The sequence below is a fragment of the Ramlibacter sp. P4_H7 genome (assembly GCF_056400765.1).
This window is the reverse complement of record NZ_JBFUKP010000010.1, coordinates 99799-118797: the sequence shown is the minus strand read 5'-3', so window position 1 is coordinate 118797 and position 18999 is coordinate 99799. Positions and strand designations below refer to the sequence as shown.

The following is an 18999-nucleotide window of genomic DNA, read 5'->3' as shown; positions in this document are numbered from 1 at the left end:
ACACTGGCCGCATGAGCACCATCCAGGACCTGCGCCGCATCCTCGGCGCCTGCCGCACGCTCGCGGTGGTGGGGCTGTCGCCGCAATGGCACCGTCCCAGCTACTTCGCCGCCAAGTACATGCAGGAGCACGGCTACCGCATCGTGCCCATCAACCCATCGGCCAGCGAGATCCTCGGGCAACGCAGCTTCCCCAGCGTGACGGCGGCCGCGCAAGCGCTGGCGAAGGACGGCGTGACGATCGACATGGTGGACTGCTTCCGCAAGAGCGCGGACATTCCGCCGATCGCCGACGAGGCGATCGCCATCGGCGCGAAGTGCCTGTGGCTGCAGATCGGCGTGATCGACGAGGCGTCCGCGGCCAAGGCGCGCCAGGCCGGGCTCGACGTGGTGATGGACCGGTGCGTGAAGATCGAGCACGCGCGCCTGTTCGGCGGGCTCAACTGGGCCGGCGTGAACACCCGGGTCATCTCGGCCCGGCGGCCGCAGCAGCTGTTCTACTGAGTTCGCCATGGCCGCAGAGAAAGACCCCCTTCGTCCCCAGCCAACCCCGGGCGCCGACCACGAGTACGCGTTCGGCACCCGCGCGATCCACGCCGGTGCCATTCCCGACCCGGTGACCGGCGCGCGCGCCACGCCGATCCACCAGACCACCAGCTTCGTGTTCGACTCGGCCGAGCACGCCGCCAGCCTGTTCAACCTGCAGACCTTCGGCAACGTCTACAGCCGCATCAGCAACCCCACGGTGGCCGTGCTGGAAGAGCGGGTCGCGTCGCTGGAAGGCGGGCGGGCGGCGCTGGCCTGCGCCACCGGCATGGCGGCGCAGATGACGGCGCTCCTCGCCATCCTGAAGACGGGCGATCACATCGTCGCGGCCAGCACGCTGTACGGCGGCACCGTGGGCCAGCTCGGGATCGGCTTCTCGCGCCTGGGCATCGAGACGACCTTCGTCGATCCGGAGGATCCGGACAACTTCCGGCGCGCGATCCGTCCCAACACGCGCGCCGTCTATGGCGAGACGCTGGGCAATCCGCTGGTGAACGTGTTCGACATCGAGGCAGTGGCGCAGATCGCGCACGCGCATGGCCTGCCGCTCATCATCGACAACACGGTCGCGAGCCCGTACCTGTGCAACCCGTTCGCCTTCGGCGCCGACATCGTGGTGCACAGCGCCACCAAGTACCTCGGAGGACACGGCACCACGATGGCCGGCGTCGTGGTGGAGTCCGGCAAGTTCGACTGGGGCAGCGGGCTGGCCGCGAAGAACTTCCCCGAAATGCTGGAGCCGAGCAAGGCCTACCATGGAGTGAAGTTCTACGAGACCTTCGGCGACTTCGGCTACACGATGAAGGCGCGCATGGAGGTGAACCGCACCTTCGGCGGCGCGCTGTCGCCGCTCAACGCCTGGCTGATCCTGCAAGGCATCGAGACGCTGCACCTGCGCATGCAGGCGCACTGTCGCAATGCGCTGCGCGTCGCCGAGTTCCTCAGCGAGCATCCGCTGGTGGGGTGGGTGAACTACCCCGGCCTCGAGAATTCGCCGCACCACGGGCTGGCGAAGAAGCAGTTCCGCTCGATCGACGGCAAGCCCGGTTCTTCAGGCATCCTCACCTTCGGCATCCGTGCCGACGATGCCGTGAAGGCCGGCGAGCGCTTCATCGATGCCTGCGAGTTCCTCAGCCACCTCGCGAACATCGGCGATGCCAAGACGCTGGTGATCCATCCCGCGTCCACCACGCACCGGCAGCTCGATGAAGAGGAGCTCGCCCGCGCCGGCGTGCGGCCGGACATGATCCGGCTGTCCGTCGGCATCGAGGACATCGAAGACATCCTGTGGGACCTGGACCAGGCCCTGCGCAAGGCCGTGGCCTAGGAATCTGCGCGCGGGCTGCTAGCCCTTCTCCAGCCAGGCGAACAGGGCGGGGATCGGCCGGCCCCGGTCCTCCCGAAGCGCACGGCGCTCCAGCGCCCGCACCTGGAAGCCATGCTGCTGCGCCAGCCGCCGCAGCCCGGCTTCCGAATGGGCGTAGCGCAGGCTGGGACGCAGCACCAGTTCGCCCTCCTCGCTCTCTTCCACGGTGAAGGCGAGCGCGCCGCCTGCAGGCATGCGCAGTGCGAGCAGCCGGAACACCTCGTCCAGCGCGCCGACGTAGCCGAACACGTCCGCCGCGACCACGGCGTCGTACTGCGCGCTCGACTCACCCAGGAAATCGGCGACGTCCGACTGTTCCAGCGTGTCGTACACCCCGCGCGCGGCCGCCTTCTCCAGCATGTTCGCGGAGAGGTCGACTCCCGTGAGGTGCCGCGCGTGCGGCCGCAGCAGCGGGCCGCACAAGCCCGTGCCGCAGCCCAGGTCGAGCGCATGCGCGAAGTGGCGTCCCTCGGCGATGCGCGGCACCAGCACCTGGGGCGCGTCATAGCGCAGCGATCGCTGAAGGTGCCCGTCGAAGGCGTCCGCGTAGCCATCGAACAGGGCCTCCACGTAGTGGCGCGGCGGTCGACGGGGCGCGGCGACCGGTTCGACCGCGGCCAGGTAGTAGTTCAGCAGTTCAGGATCGCCGCCGCGGGCCAAGGCTTCGCGGAACGATGCGGCGGCCTCCTGCGGGCGCCCCAGTTCGCGCAGCGCCGTGCCGCGCAGGGTCCACAGCGCGGGAGGCCGGGGATCCGCGGCCAGTGCCCGGTCGAAGTGCGCGACCGCGTCGGCGGGCCGTCCGAGCTCCGCCAGCGCCGTGCCGCAATGGCCCAGGGCCTCGGCGTTGCCCGGCTCCTGCGCCAGCGCTTCCTGCAGCAAGGACAAGGCCTCTTCGGTACGTCCGAGCTTGAGCCGCACCGCCCCGAGGTTGGTCAGAACGGAAGGGCGCCCCGGCATCAGCGACAGGGCGGCCGCGAACTGCCGCTCGGCCTGCTCCAGGCGTCCGGCCTGGTAGTGCTCCACTCCGGACAGGAAAAGCGCGCGCGCCTGCTCGAAATGACTGTCCATGCTTTTCCTCAACTGGCGGAATGATAGGCCCTGCGACAATCGCGCCCATGTCCTTCCCGCCGCTCGCCAACGACACCTTCCTGCGCGCCTGCCTGCGCCAGGCGACTCCCTACACGCCGCTCTGGCTGATGCGCCAGGCCGGTCGTTACCTGCCCGAATACAAGGCAACGCGCGCCAGGGCCGGCAGCTTCATGGGCCTGGCCACGAACGTGCAGTACGCCACCGAAGTGACGCTGCAGCCGCTGGACCGGTTCGCGCTCGATGCGGCCATCCTGTTCTCGGACATCCTCACGGTGCCGGATGCCATGGGACTCGGCCTCAGCTTCGCCGAGGGCGAGGGTCCGAAGCTCGCCCGCCCGCTGCGCGACGAGAAGTCGGTGGCCGCACTGCAGGTGCCCGACCTCGAGCGGCTGCGCTACGTGTTCGATGCGGTGACCAACATCCGCCGCGCGCTGAACGGCCGCGTTCCCCTGATTGGTTTTTCCGGCAGCCCGTGGACGCTGGCTTGCTACATGGTGGAAGGCGGCGGTTCCTCGGATGACTGGCGCGGCGTCAAGAGCATGCTGTACAGCCGTCCCGACCTGATGCACCGCATCCTTGCGGTGAACGCGGACGCCGTCGCGGCCTACCTCAATGCGCAGATCGACGCTGGTGCGCAGGCGGTGATGGTGTTCGACAGCTGGGGCGGCGCGCTGGCCGACGGCGCCTTCCAGCAGTTCAGCCTTGCCTACACGCAAAAGGTCCTCGCGAAGCTCAAGCGCACGGATGCCACCGGCACGGCCATCCCGCGGATCGTTTTCACCAAGGGCGGTGGACTCTGGCTGGACGAGATGGAGCCGCTGGATTGCGACGTGCTGGGTGTCGACTGGACGGTCAACCTGGCGCGCGCACGAGCCATCGTGGGCCGCAGCAAGGCGCTGCAGGGCAACCTCGATCCGGCGGTGCTGTTCGCGCCGCCCGAGCAGGTCGCTGCCGAGGCGCGTCGCGTGCTCGAGGATTTCGGCGCCCCCCATACCGGCCACGGCCAGGGACCGACCCAGATCTTCAACCTCGGCCATGGCATCAGCCAGCACTCCCCGCCCGAGCACGTGCAGGCGTTGGTGGAGGCTGTGCACGCGCATTCGCGGCAAATGCGAGGTGCATCGCCCAGGACCTGAACCGGCGCATCGGGGTGTTCCCTAGCCGCAAAGGTTAGGAAAGCCCGGAGGTCGGCGCTTGACTTATGCACAAAATCTGTGTTGCGGCGCATCCAGGCCGGTGGCGGCGGCCTTTCGCCGCTTCAAAATCAGGAGCGCTCGTAAGTCGTTGATTTTGTTAGGATGCCGCGCCTTCGAATTTTGCGGACGGCTCAGCCAAGCCCTTGATTTTGCGAGCCCTTCCGGGCTGCCAAGGCATGGGTATCAACAAAGTTATCCACAACAAAGTGAACCCAAAGGCAAATGACTTTGGAATCAAGCACTTACCCCGGGTTTCGCGAGATCTGGCTTAAGCATGACGCGTAACCGCAGAAGGGGATGAGCATCCGCATCGATGTCGTGGTGCCGACCCCCGCCCACAGCAGCCTGGGCGGCGCGCTGAGCTACCGCAGTGAGCTTCCACTTGCGCCGGGTCGCTTGGTCCGCGTGCCGCTGGGCCGCCGTGAAGTATGCGGCGTGGTCTGGGACGCGCCGGACGAAACGCCCACGCCGCCCGCCGAGCTGAAGTCCATCGCGGGTCCGCTCGAAGGCTTGCCGCCCCTGTCGGCGGCGTGGCGCGAGCTCGTCGGATTCGCCGCGGGCTATTACCAACGGGGGTTGGGCGAGGTCGCGCTGGCCGCGTTGCCGCCGCAACTGCGTGAACTCGACGCGGTGCAGCTAGGGCGCCGTCTGAAGCGCGCAACGCCGGCTGCGGATTCCCCCGAAGCGACCAGCCGACCGGAGCCGACCGAAGAACAGGCGCGGGCGCTGTCAGTGATCGCGGCGCAGCCCGGCCCGTTCCTGCTGTTCGGTGCGACTGGCAGCGGCAAAACCGAGGTCTACCTGCGCGCCGTGGAGACGCTCCTGCAAGCCGACCCGCAGGCCCAGGCCCTGGTCCTGGTGCCGGAGATCAACCTCACGCCGCAGCTGCAGGCCCGCTTCGAAGAGCGCTTCGGCGCCGGCGCCGTGGTGCCGCTGCACAGCGGCATGACCAACCCGCAGCGGCTGCGCAGCTGGCTGGCGGCCCACCTGGGCAGCGCCCGCATCGTGCTGGGCACGCGCATGGCGGTGTTCGCGTCCCTGCCGCGCCTGGGGCTGATCGTCGTCGACGAGGAGCACGACCCGAGCTACAAGCAGCAGGAAGGGGCGCGCTACTCGGCACGCGACCTGGCGGTCTACCGGGCCCGGCTCGAAGGCGTGAAGGTGATCCTCGGCTCCGCCACGCCCTCGCTGGAAAGCTGGCAGGCGTGCGAGCGCGGACGCTACCGCTGCATCGAGATGCCCACGCGGGTGGGAGCGGGTGCCCTGCCCGCGGTGCGCATCGTCAACATGAACCACCAGCCCAAGGGCACGCTGTTCTCGCCGCCGCTGCTGGCGGCGATCGCGCAGCGCGTGGCCCGTGGCGAGCAGTCGCTGGTGTTCCTCAATCGCCGCGGCTACGCGCCGGTGCTGGCCTGCACCGCCTGCGACTGGCGCAGCGAATGCAGCCATTGCAGCGCCTACCGCGTGTTCCACAAGATCGACCGCACGCTGCGCTGCCACCATTGCGGCTTCACCGAGCGTGTGCCGCGCGCCTGCCCGAAGTGCGGCAACGTCGACATCGCACCGCTGGGCCGCGGCACGGAGCGGCTGGAGGAGCACCTCGCCGAATTACTGGCCGACACGCGCAGGCCGGGCGGCGAGCCCGTGCGCATCGCCCGGATGGACGCCGACAGCACGCGGCTGAAGGGCGCGCTGGAGGAGCAGCTCGCGCAGGTGCACGCGGGGGAAGTGGACATCCTGGTGGGCACGCAGATGGTCACCAAGGGGCATGATTTTCGCAAGATCACGCTCGTGGCGGCGGTGAATCCCGACGCAGCGCTGTTCTCCAGCGACTTCCGCGCCCCGGAACGGCTGTTCAGCTTGCTGATGCAGGCGGGTGGACGCGCGGGCCGCGACGTGGCGCATGCGCCCGCGAGCGAAATGTGGGTGCAGACCTGGAACCCGGAGCACCCCCTCTTCACGGCGCTCAAGCGCCACGACTATCCCGCCTTCGCTGCGCAGCAGTTGAAGGAACGGCAGCAGGCCGCCATGCCGCCCTTCGCCTACCAGGCGCTGCTGCGCGCGGAGGCGCGCACCCAGGACGTGGCGCAGGAGTTCCTGCGCACAGCCGCAGAACAAGCGGCGGAACTGGACGGCAGCGGCCATGTGGTGGTGTACGCGCCGGTGCCCACGCCCGTGCAGCGGGTGGCCAACGTCGAGCGCGCGCAGCTGCTGCTGGAAAGCGGTTCGCGCCCGGCGCTGCAGGGGTTCCTGGCCGCCTGGCAGCCGGTGCTGCAGGGATTGCGCATGCGCGGCCTGATCCGGTGGGCGGTCGACGTCGATCCGCTGGCGATCTGACGCTCAGGCTTCGGGTTCGCTCCTCAGCGCGAGCGCCGACTGGTACAGGCTGTTGCGCGGCGCACCGGTGATGTCCGCCGCCAGCTTGACGGCCGTCTTCAACGGCAGTTCAGCCAGCAGCAGCTGCAGCACGCGCAGCGCGTCGCCCTCCTGCGCCACCACCGCCACCGGATGCAGCGCCAGCACGAACTCGCCGCGTTCGCGTTGCGGGTCCGAGCGCAGCCACGCGGGGAAGTCCGCGCAGCGCAGCGTCGCGATCTCCTCGAACTGCTTGGTCAGTTCGCGCCCCACCGTGATTGCGCGCTCGCCCAGCGCGGCGAGCGCCTGGGCCAGGGCGGCGATGCGGTGCGGCGCTTCCAGCAGCACCACCGCGCGTGCTTCCTGCCCCAGCTGTTCGACCCTCTGTTGCCGCTCGCCCGCCTTGGCCGAAAGGAAGCCGCCAAAGACGAAGCTGCTGTCCTCCACCTGCGCCGGCAGGACGCTCATGAGGGCAGTCACGCTGCTGGCGCCCGGCACCGGAACGACCGGCAATCCGGCAGCGCGGACGGCGGCCACCAGGCGCGCGCCTGGATCGCTGATGCCGGGGGTTCCTGCATCGCTGGCATAGGCCACGCGTTCTCCGTTCTGCAGCCGCCGCACCACCTGCTGGGCGCCTTCGGCCTCGTTGTGGCGGTGCACGCTGAGCCACGCATCCTTGTGGATGCCGTAGGCGCGCAGCAGGGCCTGGGTGTGCCGCGTGTCCTCGCACGCCACGGCGTCCACCAATTGCAGGACGTGCAGGGCGCGCAGGCTGATGTCGGCGAGGTTGCCGATGGGCGTGGCCAGCATGTACAGGCTACCCTGCGGGTAGTGCTGCGCAGCCGCCGCGTCGCGCGCCGCGGCCAGCGCGGATGCAAAGGAAGCGCTCAATCGGACTCCTTCGAAAGGCAGGGTGTGAGTACCAAGGAGCAAGGCGACGCCGCCGAAGACCGCGCCCTGGCGCACCTGCGTGCGCAGGGACTCACGCTGGTGGCGCGCAATTATCGGACGCCCGGCCGGGGCGGCGGCGAGATCGACCTCGTCATGCGCGAGCGCGACGGCACGCTGGTGTTCGTGGAGGTGCGCAAGCGTGCCGACCGCCGCTTCGGTGGCGCGGCGGCCAGCATCGGCTGGGACAAGCAGCGTCGCATCGTGTTCGCGGCCCGCCACTACCTGATGAGGCTGGCTGCGACACCGGCGTGCCGCTTCGACGTCATCAGCATCGAAGGCGGCAGCATCCTGTGGATGCGTGCCGCCTTCGATGCTGGCTGAGGCTCGCCCGCAGAGCGAAGCCCCAGCAGAAACACACGAGCCGTGCTTAGTTGCGGTCGTGCTTGCGACGCATCACGGGCGCGGGAGCCTGCTCCACCGGTGCCGGGGCGGCACCCATGGACTGGCGCTCTTCCATCACGGGAGCGGGAGCGGGGGCCTGGGCCACGACGGCGGGCTGCTCCACCACGGCCACAGGCTGGACGGTCGTGATCTGGGCGGTCTGCACCTGGTCGATCAGGCCGGGAACGCCCGTCTCACCCATGGAGGTGAGGTGGGTGCTCTGCTGGCCGGCGCCCAGAGCGGGGTTGGTCACGAAGGGATTCGGGGGCACGCCTTGGGCGACCGCGACGCCGATCACGGCCACGGCAGAGATACCAGCGACCAGACCGGCAATTTTTTTCAGAACAGCCATTGCAACTTCTCCTAGAACTTGATTTGTGGAACTTGAAATCTGCGGGCACTTAAGCCAGCAAGCGCAAGATTAGTGAACCACGACGTTGGCGGAGTCAGTTCCGCGCGGGACCTCGTGTCGGGTCACGGCCGCCCGCGCGTCGGCGATTCCCTCCCCGCCGGCGTCCGATAGGGACTACAGAGGCCCGCCTTCCCGAAACATTGCGACGGATCGGGTAACCGGCTGTTCACCTGCGCGCTGCAGCGCAGACATTTTTCACCTGCGTCACGGGCGGTATCATTGAAGGCCATGCTCGAGCAACGCATACAGCAGAACTTCATCGACAGCGCGGACCTGAAGTACCAGGCCGCGCAGACCCTCAGCAAGCCGATCGCGCAAGCGGTGCAGGCGGTGCTGGCCTGCGTCACCAGCGGAGGCAAGGTGCTCGCCTGCGGCAACGGCGGCTCCGCCGCGGACGCGCAGCACTTCTCCGCGGAATTCGTCGGCCGCTTCGAACGCGAGCGGCCCGAACTCGGCGCCATCGCGCTCACCACCGACAGCTCCATCCTCACCGCGATCGCCAACGACTACGATTTCAACCGCATCTTCTCCAAGCAGGTGCGCGCGCTGGGACAGGCAGGCGACGTGCTGCTGGCGCTGTCCACGAGCGGCAACTCCGCGAACGTGCTGGCCGCCATCGAGGCGGCGCACGAGCGCGAGATGACGGTCGTCGCGCTCACCGGGCGCGGCGGCGGCAAGATGGCCGGGGTGCTGCGCGAGACCGACGTGCACATCTGCGTGCCGCACGAGCGCACGGCCCGCATCCAGGAAGTGCACATCCTCGCGCTTCACTGCATCTGCGACGGCGTCGACGCGCAACTCCTCGGCGAACAGGACCCACCGATATGAACCGAAAGCTGCACCGCTCCCTCCCCCTCTGCTCCGTGGCCGCTGCGCTGCTGGCCGGCGCGCTCGCCGGCTGCGCGCCGCTGATCGTGGGCACTGCCGCGGTCGGCACGGCGATGGTGGCGACCGACCGCCGCACATCGGGCGCGCAGGTCGATGACGAGACGATCGAATTCCGTGCCGCTTCGCGCCTGAGCGAAGCCCTCGGCGACCGGGTGCACATCAACGTGTCCGCCTACAACCGGCAGGTGCTGTTGACCGGCGAGGCGCCCACGGACGCGATGAAGCAGCAGGCCGAACAGGCCGTCTCGCGCGTGGACAACGTGCGCGGCATCGTCAACGAGATTGCGGTGATGGCGCCCACGTCGCTGACGCAGCGTTCCAACGACACGTTCATCACCGGCAAGGTGCGGGCCTCCTTCGTCGACGCGTCGGACTTGCAGACGAACGCCTTCCGCGTGGTCACCGAGCGGGGCAACGTCTACCTGATGGGACGGGTGTCGGCCCGGGAAGCCGACCGCGCGACTTCCATCGCCCGCCAGATCTCGGGCGTGCAACGCGTTGTCCGCATTTTCGAAGTGTTGAGCCCGGAAGAACTGCGGGCGGCGGGCATCACCCCCGCGGGAACCAAGGCACCGTTGGCGGCAAGCCCTGCCGCAGCACCGGTGACGGTGGCCCCGGTCACTGCCACCCCATCCGCTGTCCCGGCGACGGGGTCGACGGCGCCTGATGCTCAACCGCCCATTTCAGGCGGCGCGGTGACCTCGCCCGTCCGCTGAAGTCACCCGATGACAAAGGGCCGCGCAAGCGGCCCTTTGTCATTCTTGCGCGGCCTTCCGGCTCAGCGCAGCCGCTTGATCAGGCTGGAGGTATCCCAGCGCTTGCCCCCCATGGCCTGCACGTCGGCGTAGAACTGGTCGACCAGCGCGGTGACCGGCAGCCGTGCGCCGTTGCGCTTGGCCTCGTCGAGCACGAGGCCCAGGTCCTTGCGCATCCAGTCCACGGCGAAGCCGAACTCGAACTGGTCGGCGATCATGGTCTTGCCACGGTTGTCCATCTGCCAGCTTTGCGCGGCGCCCTTGCCGATCACCTCCAGCACCTGCTGCATGTCGAGGCCGGCCTTGGTGCCGAAAGCGATCGCTTCGGACAGGCCCTGCACCAGCCCGGCGATCGCGACCTGGTTGACCATCTTGGCAAGCTGGCCGGCGCCGCTCGGGCCCAGCAGGGTGAAGGCGCGCGAGAAGGCCATCGCCACCGGACGCGCCGCATCGAACGCGGCCTGCTCGCCTCCGCACATCACGGTGAGCATGCCGTTCTGGGCGCCGGCCTGGCCCCCGGACACCGGCGCATCGACGAACTGCAGGCCGCGCTTCTTCGCTTCGGCGGCGAGCTCGCGTGCGACGTTGGCGGACGCTGTGGTGTGGTCCACCAGGATCGCGCCCGGCTTCATCCCCGCCAGTGCGCCCTGCTCCCCGAGCGCCACCGAACGCAGGTCGTCGTCGTTGCCGACGCAGCAGAACACGAGCTCGCAGTCCGCCACCGCCTCGCGCGGCGTCGCCGCCGCCGAGCCGGCGAACTCCTTGCACCAGGCCTGGCGCTTCTCCGCGCTGCGGTTGAAGACGGTGACCTGGTGGCCGGCCAGCGCAAGGTGCCCGGCCATGGGGTAGCCCATCACGCCCAGGCCGAGGAAAGCGACCTTGCGGGAAGGGGTGGATTCGTACGTCTTCGGGTTGGTGGACGCCATGGTGCTGCGTGGGTTGGAGGAGGAAGGGCCGATTCTAGGCCGCGGCCTCAGAGCGTGTAATGGGCGACGCCCTCGCCGAACGACCAGTTCTCGCGCAGCGTCTCGACCAGGTGGATGATGACGTCCGAGGGGCTCACGTCGCAGGCCGCCGCCACGTCGGTGGCCGTGCGCGCGTAGAAGGCGCGCTTCTGCTGCAAGGTGCGGCCCGGGGCGCAGGTCACCTGCACGAACAGCGCTTTCGCGGTGTGCCGGACGCCCAGGTACTCGGGCGTGCACACGAGTGCGCCAGCGGGATGGCGCGTGATCAGCTGGAAGCGGTCATCCGCCGGCACGCCCATCGTGTCGACGAGCGCCTGGTGGACGGCTTCGCCCGCGCGCTGGGCGCGGGCGGCGGGAATGGTCTCGGGAAGCTCCAGTCGGACAAAGGGCATCGCGTTCTCCTTCGGTGGAACGCGACTGTGCCGCGGGAGCCGGGGGGCGCACAACGCCCACGCACGCAAAACGGCTTTGCAGCCGCTGCAAGCCTCAGACGATGGCCAGGTGCTCGGTGCCGGCGGACAGGTCCTGCGACTTGGCGCGCTGGCTGTTGAGCTTGATCTGCAGCCGCAGGTCGTTCAGCGAGTCGGCGTTGCGCAGGGCGTCTTCGTAGGTGATGACGTTGCCTTCGTACAGGTCGAACAGCGCCTGGTCGAAGGTCTGCATGCCCAGGTTGCGGCTCTTCTTCATGATCTCCTTGATCTCGGAGACCTCGCCCTTGAAGATCAGGTCGGAGATCAGGGGCGTGTTCAGCAGGACCTCCACCGCCGCGGCGCGACCCTTGCCGTCCTGCTTGGGAATCAGGCGCTGCGACACGAAGGACTTGAGGTTGAGCGACAGGTCCATCAGCAGCTGCGGACGGCGCTCTTCCGGGAAGAAGTTGATCACGCGGTCCAGCGCCTGGTTGGCGCTGTTGGCGTGCAGCGTGGCCATGCACAGGTGGCCGGTCTCGGCGAAGGCGATCGCGTGTTCCATGGTCTCGCGGTCGCGGATCTCGCCCATCAGGATCACGTCGGGCGCCTGGCGCAGCGTGTTCTTCAGCGCCGCTTCCCAGCTGTCGGTGTCCAGCCCCACTTCGCGCTGCGTCACCACGCAGTTCTTGTGCGGGTGCACGAATTCCACCGGGTCCTCGATGGTGATGATGTGGCCGAAGCTCTGCTCGTTGCGCCAGTCGATCATGGCCGCCAGCGTGGTCGACTTGCCGGAGCCCGTCGCGCCCACCAGGATGACCAGCCCGCGCTTGGACATCACCACTTCCTTGAGCACCTGCGGCACGCCCAGGCCGTCGATGGTGGGCAGAACCTGCGGGATGACCCGCAGCACCATGCCGACCTTGCCCTGCTGCACGAAGGCATTGACGCGGAAGCGGCCGACGCTGGGCGGCGAGATCGCGAAGTTGCACTCCTTGGTGCGCTCGAACTCCGCCGCCTGCTTGTCGTTCATGATCGAGCGGGCCAGTGCCAGCGTGTGCCCGCCGTTCAAGGGCTGGGGCGATACCTTGGTCACCTTTCCGTCGACCTTGATCGCGGGCGGAAAATCGGCCGTGATGAACAGGTCGGAGCCGTTGCGGCCCACCATGAGCTTCAGCAGGTCGTTGATGAACTTGGATGCCTGGTCGCGTTCCATGGTGCGAGTCCCGTTTCTCGATTGCTATTGGAGTTCGCCGCCGGGCCGCCCCAGGGCGACCACCGCCCCCTCGGAGGGCTGTTCCATCCGCGCAGCGGCAAGCTTGGCGGCCGTGATCATCCGGGAAAGTTCTCGGGGATCTTGGCCTTGCTGCGCGCCTCGGCCGCGCTGATCATGTTGCGCTTCACGAGGTCGGTCAGGTTCTGGTCCAGCGTCTGCATGCCCACGCTGTTGCCGGTCTGGATCGCCGAGTACATCTGGGCCACCTTCGCCTCGCGGATCAGGTTGCGGATGGCCGAGGTGCCGATCATGATTTCGTGCGCCGCCACGCGGCCGCTGCCGTCCTTGGTCTTGCACAGCGTCTGCGAGATCACGGCCTGGAGCGACTCCGACAGCATCGCGCGGACCATTTCCTTTTCTTCCGCAGGGAACACGTCGATCACGCGGTCGATGGTCTTGGCGGCGCTGGACGTGTGCAGCGTGCCGAACACCAGGTGCCCGGTTTCCGCCGCCGTCATGGCCAGGCGGATCGTTTCCAAGTCGCGCATTTCACCCACCAGGATGCAGTCCGGGTCCTCGCGCAGCGCCGAGCGCAACGCGTTGGCGAAGGACAGCGTCATCGGACCCACCTCGCGCTGGTTCACCAGGCACTTCTTGGACTCGTGCACGAATTCGATCGGGTCTTCCACCGTCAGGATGTGGCCGTACTCGGTCTCGTTCAGGTGGTTGACCATCGCCGCCAGCGTGGTGGACTTGCCCGAGCCCGTGGGGCCCGTCACCAGCACCATGCCGCGCGGCTTCAGCGCGAGGTCCTGGAAGATCTTGGGCGCGTTCAGCTGTTCCAGTGTGAGGATCTTGGAAGGAATCGTCCGGAACACGGCGCCGGCGCCGCGGTTCTGGTTGAAGGCATTGACGCGGAATCGCGCAAGGCCTTCGATCTCGAAGGAGAAGTCGCACTCCAGGAACTCTTCGTAAGCCTTGCGCTGCGTGTCGTTCATGATGTCGTACACCATGGCATGGACCTGCTTGTGGTCCATGGGGTCGACGTTGATGCGACGCACGTCGCCGTGCACGCGGATCATGGGGGGCAGGCCGGCCGACAGGTGCAGGTCCGACGCCTTGTTCTTGACGCTGAAAGCGAGCAGCTGGGTAATATCCACGAGTCCCTCTTCTCTTATGTCCTCACCAACGGTGGCGCACGTCGCCGATGGCCTCCGGACCATTATGACGACGATTGCTGCCAACCTCCAGACCGTGCACAGCCGGATCGCGAGCGCCTGCGCGGCTGCGCAACGCCACGTGAACGAAGTCACGCTGCTTCCCGTGTCCAAGACTTTCGGCCCCGAAGCAGTGCGCGAGGCCCATGCAGCGGGCGAGACCGCGTTCGGCGAAAACTACATCCAGGAGGCCGTGGAGAAGCAGGCGCTGCTGGCCGACCTGCCCCTGACCTGGCACTGCATCGGCCCGATCCAGAGCAACAAGACGCGGATGGTGGCGCAGCACTTCGACTGGGCGCACACGATCGATCGGCTGAAGATCGCGCAACGCCTGTCCGAGCAGCGCCCGCTGGACCGCGCGCCCCTGTCGGTGTGCATCCAGGTGAACATCGACGGCGGCCCCAACAAGTCGGGGGTCGCGCCCGCGCAAACGCTGGCACTGGCACGCGAGATCGCGCAGTTGCCGCGGTTGAAGCTGCGCGGGCTCATGACCATCCCCGAACCCCGCGAGGATTTCGCGACGCAGCTCGCCGCGCACCGCCAGGCGCGCGCGCTGTTCGACTCGCTGCGGGACGCGGGGCTGGCGCTCGACACGCTCTCGATGGGGATGACGGGTGACCTCGAGGCGGCGATTCACGCCGGCAGCACGATGGTGCGCGTAGGCACCGCGATCTTCGGCACCCGGCCGCACCGGCTCACTTCCGGGGCGTGAACGGCTTGACGTTGCCGCAATCCGCCTTCAGCCACTTGCCGTTGCTTTCCATGGTGGTGGTGTCGGTGCGCCCTTGCGCCATGCTGCGCACGGTCATGCGGCTGGCGTAGGACTCGGGACTGTTGAAGGTCACCTGCCCCTCGCCGCTGGAGGGCGGGTTGGTGCAGGCGAAGGCCATCTTCATCAGGTTGCCGTTGCGCTGCTGCTGCGTGACGCGGCAGCCGTCCTGCATCGGGACGTCGTTGCGCTCGACCATCTCCTTGGTCAGGCACACCTGCATCGCCGTGGCACCGCCGGCACCCGGCGCCATCTTCACGCCCTGCTGCGCCATCATCGCCTCCATCTGCTTGCGCTGCTCGGGCGGCATCTGCGCCATCTGCTGCTGCATTTCGGCCATGGCGCCCGCCATTTGCGGGTTGTCGCTCTTGTGGTGGATTTCCCACAAACCGGGCTTCAGGGACTGCGCTCCGGCCACCAGGGGTGCGGCCGCGAGCAGCGTGGCGACGATCAGCAGGGGGGTGCGCATGGGGCTTCTCCTTCGGTGCCAGCCATTCTGCCCACGGTCGCGGGCGCTGCCCAGCGCGCTTTTCGGCGCTGCTAGACCCGCAGCGGCAGGCGCGCGCTGTTCTTCACTTCCTCCATCACCGCATAGGTGCGCGTCTCGCGCACGCCAGGCAACTGCCACAGCACCGCGCCCGCGAAGTCGCGGTACGCCTGCATGTCGGCCACGCGTGTCTTCACCAGGTAGTCGAAGCCGCCCGCGACCATGTGGCATTCGAGGATCTGCGGGTGCGCCTGCACGGCCGCCTTGAAGGCCTCGAACACGTTGGGGGTGGTGCGGTCCAGCAGCACCTCCACGAACACGAGCATGCCGACCCCCAGCTTCACCGGGTCCAGGCGCGCTTCGTAGCCGAGGATGTAGCCCTCCCGCGTGAGCCGCTGCACGCGCGCCAGCACGGCGGTCGGGGACAGCGCCACGGCCTCGGCGAGCTTCAGGTTGGACAGACGGCCGTCGGCCTGCAGGACATTCAGGATCTTCAGGTCGATGCGGTCCAGATCGGCAGCAATGGCGTCCATGGTCTGAATTTTCTTTCGCGAAGCTCAGTCACTTTAGCGAAACATTCGCGCAAGAACCAGCCACCATGCGTTTCATGCCCGCCACCCACCAGCGCCTGCCCAGCCCCTACCGACCCGAGGCCCCCACCGTTGCCGACCGCCTGCAGTCCTTGCGCGCCGCCCTGGACTGGGCCGCCGCCGCGCAGGTGGCAGCGCCCTGGGTGGCTGCCGTGCGCCGCAATCCGCCGCCCTTCTGGGCGATGGAGAGCCTGCTCAAGGAATATCCGATCTCCAGCGCCGAGGGCCTGGCGCTGATGCGCCTGGCCGAAGCCTTGCTGCGGGTGCCCGACGCCGAAACGGCGATCGCGCTCACCGCCGACCAGCTCTCGCGCGCCGACTTCGAAGGCTCCGCGGACAGCGCCCTGGCGCGCCTTTCGCACAGCGCCATCGCCCTGTCCAAGCGCTTCCTGCCGGGCGACGGTGCACAGCCGGAGCCCGGCGTCTTCGCCCGGCTGGGCGCCCGGACCGTCGTCGCCGCCACGCTGCGCGCCGTCCAGTTGCTGGGACGGCAGTTCGTCCTCGGCCAGACGATCGCCGAGGCCATGCACGAGGGGGACGGCGCGCGCCGGCGCCAGCCGAACGTTCGCTTTTCGTACGACATGCTGGGCGAAGGCGCGCGCACCGCGGAGGACGCACAGCGCTACCTTGCGCATTACGAAGACGCGATCGCGGCCATCGCGGCGTCGGCGAACGCGGGCCGGCCGGTACAGGACAACGACGGCATCTCCATCAAGCTGAGCGCCCTGCACCCGCGCTACGAGGCCTTGCAGCGCGAACGCGTGCTGCAGGAGCTGGTGCCCCGCGCGTGGCGGCTGTGCGAACGCGCCGCCCGCGCCAACATCAACCTGACCATCGACGCGGAAGAAGTGGACCGGCTGGAACTCTCGCTGGACATCTTCGAAGCGCTCTGCGCACTGGTGGCGCAGCACCATCCGCAGTGGCAGGGCTTCGGCCTCGCCTTGCAGGCCTACCAGACGCGCGCGCTGGAACTGATCGCCGAGGTGGCGGCGATCGCGCGCAGGCACCGCATCCGGCTGATGTGCCGGCTGGTCAAGGGCGCCTACTGGGACGCCGAGATCAAGCGCGCGCAGGAGCTGGGCCTGTCGCACTATCCCGTGTTCACGCACAAGCACCACACGGACATCTCGTACCTCGCCTGCGCGCGCGCCTTGCTGGAAGCGCAGGACGTGATCTATCCGCAGTTCGCCACGCACAACGCCGGCACCATCGCCGCGATCGTGCAGATGGCGCACCGGGTCCTCGGTCCGCGCGCGACTTCATCCCGCCCCGGCGAGGAAGCGCGCGCCATGCCGGGACAGACGGGCGCCGCTGGGGCAACCGGCTTCGAATTGCAGCGCCTACACGGCATGGGCGAAGGCATCTACCGCGAAGTGCTGCAGAACCCGCTGATCTCCTGCCGGGTGTACGCGCCGGTCGGCCAGCACCGGGACCTGCTCGCCTACCTGGTGCGGCGGCTGCTGGAAAACGGCGCCAACTCCTCCTTCGTGCACCAGCTCGCCGACGAATCGGTGGGCATGGACCACTTGCTGCAGTCGCCGCTGCACCTGGCGCCGCAGCCCTCGCTGCCATTGCCGCCCGACCTCTATGGCCCCGCGCGCCGCAACAGCCGCGGGCTGGACCTCGCGGTGCCCGAGATGCGCGCGCCGCTGGAGGATGCGCTGGCCGGGATGACCGTGCCAACCGTGCCGCCGGCCGACCCGGCGCAGGTGCCGCAGGCGGTGGAACGCGCGATCGCCGCGGGCCATGCGTGGGAACGCACGCCAGTGGAAGCGCGCGCCGCGGTCCTGCGCTCCGCCGCGGACCGCATGGAAGACGCGCTGCCGCGCCTGTGCGCCCTGCTGGTACAGGAGGGCTTCAAGTGCTGGGGCGACGCGGTGGCGGAAGTGCGGGAAGCCGTCGACTTCCTGCGCTATTACGCGAACGAAGCCGAACGCATCCTGCAGCCCGTCACGCTGCCCGGCCCCACCGGCGAGAGCAACGTGCTGCGCCTCACCGGCCGCGGCGCCTGGGCCTGCATCAGCCCGTGGAACTTCCCGCTGGCGATCTTCACGGGCCAGGTGGCGGCGGCGCTGGTGACCGGCAACACCGTGCTGGCGAAGCCGGCCGAACAGACGCCCGCCATCGCCGCCGAAGCGGTGCGCCTGCTGCACGCCGCGGGCGTGCCGGCCGCCGCGCTGCAACTGCTGCACGGCGCCGGCGAGACGATAGGTGCCGCCCTCGTGGCCGAGCCGCGTATCGCCGGCGTGGTGTTCACCGGATCGACGCAAGTGGCCAAGCTCATCCAGCGCACGCTGGCGGCCAAGGACGGCCCCATCGTGCCCCTGATCGCGGAGACGGGCGGCATCAACGCGATGCTGGTGGACTCCACGGCGCTGCCGGAACAGGTGGCCGATGCGGTCGTGCAAAGCGCCTTCCGGTCCGCCGGCCAGCGCTGCTCCGCGCTGCGACTGCTGCTGGTGCACGAAGCGATTGCCGATGGCGTGATCCGGATGATCCAGGGTGCGGCGCAGGAACTCGTCACCGGCGATCCCGCGCAATGGCGCACCGACGTCGGGCCGGTGATCGACGGCGAGGCCTTCGAAGGGCTGCAGCGTCACGTGCGACGGCTGCAGGCGGAAGCGAAGCCCCTGCTGCCGGAGGCCTCCTTCGATCCGCAGCTGCGGCTGATCCCGCCGCAGGCCTTCGAAGTGGACAACGTGGAACAGGTCAGGCACGAGGTCTTCGGGCCCGTGCTGCACGTCGCGCGCTGGAGCGGCGATCCGCAGGCCGTGATCCATGCGATCAACCGCGTGGGCTACGGTCTCACGCTGGGACTGCAGACCCGCATCGACAGCCGCGCGCAGGCGCTGGCGCGCGAGGCTCGAATCGGCAACGTGTACGTCAACCGCAACATGATCGGCGCAGTGGTGGGCGTGCAGCCCTTCGGTGGCGAAGGCATGTCGGGGACCGGTCCCAAGGCGGGCGGCCCCAACTACCTGGTGCGCTTCTGCGCCGAGCAGACCGTGACGATCAACACCACCGCCGCCGGCGGCAACGTGGCCCTGCTGGCCTGATCAACCCTTCAGCAGGTTGCGAGAGACGCGTTCCCGGACCGGGTCGCCGAGCAGGTCGAGCGCGCTGGGCAGCTTGCCGTCGTAGGCGCCCAGCACGTTCTGCAGCGCAGCCAGCGTGCGCTTCAGGGCATCGGCGTCCTCGCCGCGACGGGCGAGGTCTGCACGAACGTCTTCCAGCGCACGGAACAGCAGCGCGCGGGTGTTGCCGCGGATCACGAGGTTGCCGTCGGATTGCCAGATGGCCTTGTGCATGTATTTCATTTGGAGCATCTCCCTGGTACGGGCTCCAGAATGCGCCGCGGCGCGGCGGGCGCCTGTGGGCGCCGTCGGTGTCCTCGGGACGGCGCGCAGCAG

Annotated in this window: 19 protein-coding genes; 9 read left to right on the top strand and 10 right to left on the bottom strand. The window is 68.7% G+C overall.

Features of this window, described 5'->3' with window-relative positions; genetic code table 11:
- The first annotated feature begins 11 nt into the window (after positions 1 to 11).
- Entirely contained in the window at positions 12 to 503 is a 492-nt protein-coding gene (locus AC1DSA_RS15300) for a CoA-binding protein (protein ID WP_477890632.1), read from the top strand.
- A gap of 7 nt (positions 504 to 510) precedes the next feature.
- Positions 511 to 1872, top strand: coding sequence for an O-acetylhomoserine aminocarboxypropyltransferase/cysteine synthase family protein (locus AC1DSA_RS15295; RefSeq protein WP_477890630.1), 1362 nt, complete (start codon positions 511 to 513; stop codon positions 1870 to 1872).
- Between the two features lie 18 nt (positions 1873 to 1890).
- Here the strand turns inward: AC1DSA_RS15295 and AC1DSA_RS15290 are convergent, their stop codons facing one another.
- Complete coding sequence (locus tag AC1DSA_RS15290) at positions 1891 to 2979, bottom strand: class I SAM-dependent DNA methyltransferase (protein WP_477890628.1); 1089 nt, start codon at positions 2977 to 2979, stop codon at positions 1891 to 1893.
- Positions 2980 to 3026: 47 nt separating this feature from the next.
- Between AC1DSA_RS15290 and hemE the strand changes: the two genes are divergently transcribed.
- A complete protein-coding gene (gene hemE, locus AC1DSA_RS15285; RefSeq protein WP_477890626.1) occupies positions 3027 to 4136 on the top strand; it encodes a uroporphyrinogen decarboxylase in 1110 nt (369 codons plus the stop codon).
- A 357-nt stretch (positions 4137 to 4493) separates the two neighbouring features.
- Positions 4494 to 6533 (top strand): primosomal protein N', encoded by a 2040-nt coding sequence (locus AC1DSA_RS15280; RefSeq protein WP_477890624.1) that lies wholly within the window; start codon positions 4494 to 4496, stop codon positions 6531 to 6533.
- A 3-nt stretch (positions 6534 to 6536) separates the two neighbouring features.
- Here the strand turns inward: AC1DSA_RS15280 and rsmI are convergent, their stop codons facing one another.
- Entirely contained in the window at positions 6537 to 7442 is a 906-nt protein-coding gene (rsmI, locus tag AC1DSA_RS15275; protein ID WP_477890622.1) for a 16S rRNA (cytidine(1402)-2'-O)-methyltransferase, read from the bottom strand.
- Positions 7443 to 7466: 24 nt separating this feature from the next.
- On the opposite strand from rsmI, the gene AC1DSA_RS15270 reads away from it, so the two are divergent.
- Positions 7467 to 7823, top strand: a complete 357-nt coding sequence (locus AC1DSA_RS15270; RefSeq protein WP_477890620.1) for a YraN family protein — start codon at positions 7467 to 7469, stop codon at positions 7821 to 7823.
- A gap of 46 nt (positions 7824 to 7869) precedes the next feature.
- Here AC1DSA_RS15270 and AC1DSA_RS15265 read toward each other — a convergent pair whose 3' ends face one another.
- Complete coding sequence (locus AC1DSA_RS15265) at positions 7870 to 8235, bottom strand: hypothetical protein (RefSeq protein ID WP_477890618.1); 366 nt, start codon at positions 8233 to 8235, stop codon at positions 7870 to 7872.
- A gap of 288 nt (positions 8236 to 8523) precedes the next feature.
- Between AC1DSA_RS15265 and AC1DSA_RS15260 the strand changes: the two genes are divergently transcribed.
- Complete coding sequence (locus AC1DSA_RS15260; protein WP_477890616.1) at positions 8524 to 9123, top strand: phosphoheptose isomerase; 600 nt, start codon at positions 8524 to 8526, stop codon at positions 9121 to 9123.
- Positions 9120 to 9899, top strand: coding sequence for a BON domain-containing protein (locus AC1DSA_RS15255; protein WP_477890614.1), 780 nt, complete (start codon positions 9120 to 9122; stop codon positions 9897 to 9899). The genes AC1DSA_RS15260 and AC1DSA_RS15255 overlap by 4 nt, the downstream gene beginning before the upstream one ends.
- 62 nt (positions 9900 to 9961) lie before the next feature.
- Here the strand turns inward: AC1DSA_RS15255 and AC1DSA_RS15250 are convergent, their stop codons facing one another.
- From AC1DSA_RS15250 to AC1DSA_RS15235, 4 genes are all read right to left on the bottom strand, one after another.
- Complete coding sequence (locus AC1DSA_RS15250) at positions 9962 to 10864, bottom strand: NAD(P)-dependent oxidoreductase (RefSeq protein ID WP_477890612.1); 903 nt, start codon at positions 10862 to 10864, stop codon at positions 9962 to 9964.
- A 47-nt stretch (positions 10865 to 10911) separates the two neighbouring features.
- Positions 10912 to 11295, bottom strand: a complete 384-nt coding sequence (locus AC1DSA_RS15245) for a tautomerase family protein (RefSeq protein ID WP_477890610.1) — start codon at positions 11293 to 11295, stop codon at positions 10912 to 10914.
- A gap of 94 nt (positions 11296 to 11389) precedes the next feature.
- Positions 11390 to 12526, bottom strand: coding sequence for a PilT/PilU family type 4a pilus ATPase (locus tag AC1DSA_RS15240; protein ID WP_477890608.1), 1137 nt, complete (start codon positions 12524 to 12526; stop codon positions 11390 to 11392).
- Positions 12527 to 12642: 116 nt separating this feature from the next.
- Positions 12643 to 13686: a type IV pilus twitching motility protein PilT gene (locus AC1DSA_RS15235; protein WP_477890606.1), complete on the bottom strand. Its 1044-nt coding sequence runs from the start codon at positions 13684 to 13686 to the stop codon at positions 12643 to 12645.
- A 64-nt stretch (positions 13687 to 13750) separates the two neighbouring features.
- On the opposite strand from AC1DSA_RS15235, the gene AC1DSA_RS15230 reads away from it, so the two are divergent.
- Positions 13751 to 14455 carry a YggS family pyridoxal phosphate-dependent enzyme gene (locus AC1DSA_RS15230; RefSeq protein ID WP_477890604.1) on the top strand — a complete coding sequence of 235 codons (705 nt, stop codon included), beginning with the start codon at positions 13751 to 13753 and terminating at the stop codon, positions 14453 to 14455.
- On the opposite strand, the gene AC1DSA_RS15225 is transcribed toward AC1DSA_RS15230, so the two are convergent.
- Entirely contained in the window at positions 14439 to 14981 is a 543-nt protein-coding gene (locus tag AC1DSA_RS15225; protein ID WP_477890602.1) for a DUF3617 domain-containing protein, read from the bottom strand. The genes AC1DSA_RS15230 and AC1DSA_RS15225 overlap by 17 nt on opposite strands.
- 71 nt (positions 14982 to 15052) lie before the next feature.
- Positions 15053 to 15532, bottom strand: coding sequence for an Lrp/AsnC ligand binding domain-containing protein (locus AC1DSA_RS15220; protein WP_477890600.1), 480 nt, complete (start codon positions 15530 to 15532; stop codon positions 15053 to 15055).
- 74 nt (positions 15533 to 15606) lie between these two features.
- Between AC1DSA_RS15220 and AC1DSA_RS15215 the strand changes: the two genes are divergently transcribed.
- On the top strand, positions 15607 to 18645 hold the full coding sequence (locus AC1DSA_RS15215; RefSeq protein WP_477890598.1) for an L-glutamate gamma-semialdehyde dehydrogenase: 3039 nt from the start codon (positions 15607 to 15609) through the stop codon (positions 18643 to 18645).
- Here the strand turns inward: AC1DSA_RS15215 and AC1DSA_RS15210 are convergent, their stop codons facing one another.
- A complete protein-coding gene (locus AC1DSA_RS15210) occupies positions 18646 to 18906 on the bottom strand; it encodes a hypothetical protein (protein ID WP_477890596.1) in 261 nt (86 codons plus the stop codon). It abuts the gene before it with no gap.
- Between the last annotated feature and the right edge of the window lie 93 nt (positions 18907 to 18999).

What these genes read in the sequence shown, in the direction of transcription:
- AC1DSA_RS15300 (WP_477890632.1), top strand. Translation starts at nt 12, where the DNA reads ATGAGCACCATCCAGGACCTGCGCCGCATCCTCGGCGCCTGCCGCACG.
- AC1DSA_RS15295 (WP_477890630.1), top strand. Translation starts at nt 511, where the DNA reads ATGGCCGCAGAGAAAGACCCCCTTCGTCCCCAGCCAACCCCGGGCGCC.
- AC1DSA_RS15290 (WP_477890628.1), bottom strand. Translation starts at nt 2,979, where the DNA reads ATGGACAGTCATTTCGAGCAGGCGCGCGCGCTTTTCCTGTCCGGAGTG.
- hemE (WP_477890626.1), top strand. Translation starts at nt 3,027, where the DNA reads ATGTCCTTCCCGCCGCTCGCCAACGACACCTTCCTGCGCGCCTGCCTG.
- AC1DSA_RS15280 (WP_477890624.1), top strand. Translation starts at nt 4,494, where the DNA reads ATGAGCATCCGCATCGATGTCGTGGTGCCGACCCCCGCCCACAGCAGC.
- AC1DSA_RS15265 (WP_477890618.1), bottom strand. Translation starts at nt 8,235, where the DNA reads ATGGCTGTTCTGAAAAAAATTGCCGGTCTGGTCGCTGGTATCTCTGCC.
- AC1DSA_RS15260 (WP_477890616.1), top strand. Translation starts at nt 8,524, where the DNA reads ATGCTCGAGCAACGCATACAGCAGAACTTCATCGACAGCGCGGACCTG.
- AC1DSA_RS15255 (WP_477890614.1), top strand. Translation starts at nt 9,120, where the DNA reads ATGAACCGAAAGCTGCACCGCTCCCTCCCCCTCTGCTCCGTGGCCGCT.
- AC1DSA_RS15250 (WP_477890612.1), bottom strand. Translation starts at nt 10,864, where the DNA reads ATGGCGTCCACCAACCCGAAGACGTACGAATCCACCCCTTCCCGCAAG.
- AC1DSA_RS15245 (WP_477890610.1), bottom strand. Translation starts at nt 11,295, where the DNA reads ATGCCCTTTGTCCGACTGGAGCTTCCCGAGACCATTCCCGCCGCCCGC.
- AC1DSA_RS15240 (WP_477890608.1), bottom strand. Translation starts at nt 12,526, where the DNA reads ATGGAACGCGACCAGGCATCCAAGTTCATCAACGACCTGCTGAAGCTC.
- AC1DSA_RS15230 (WP_477890604.1), top strand. Translation starts at nt 13,751, where the DNA reads ATGACGACGATTGCTGCCAACCTCCAGACCGTGCACAGCCGGATCGCG.
- AC1DSA_RS15225 (WP_477890602.1), bottom strand. Translation starts at nt 14,981, where the DNA reads ATGCGCACCCCCCTGCTGATCGTCGCCACGCTGCTCGCGGCCGCACCC.
- AC1DSA_RS15220 (WP_477890600.1), bottom strand. Translation starts at nt 15,532, where the DNA reads ATGGACGCCATTGCTGCCGATCTGGACCGCATCGACCTGAAGATCCTG.
- AC1DSA_RS15215 (WP_477890598.1), top strand. Translation starts at nt 15,607, where the DNA reads ATGCCCGCCACCCACCAGCGCCTGCCCAGCCCCTACCGACCCGAGGCC.
- AC1DSA_RS15210 (WP_477890596.1), bottom strand. Translation starts at nt 18,906, where the DNA reads ATGAAATACATGCACAAGGCCATCTGGCAATCCGACGGCAACCTCGTG.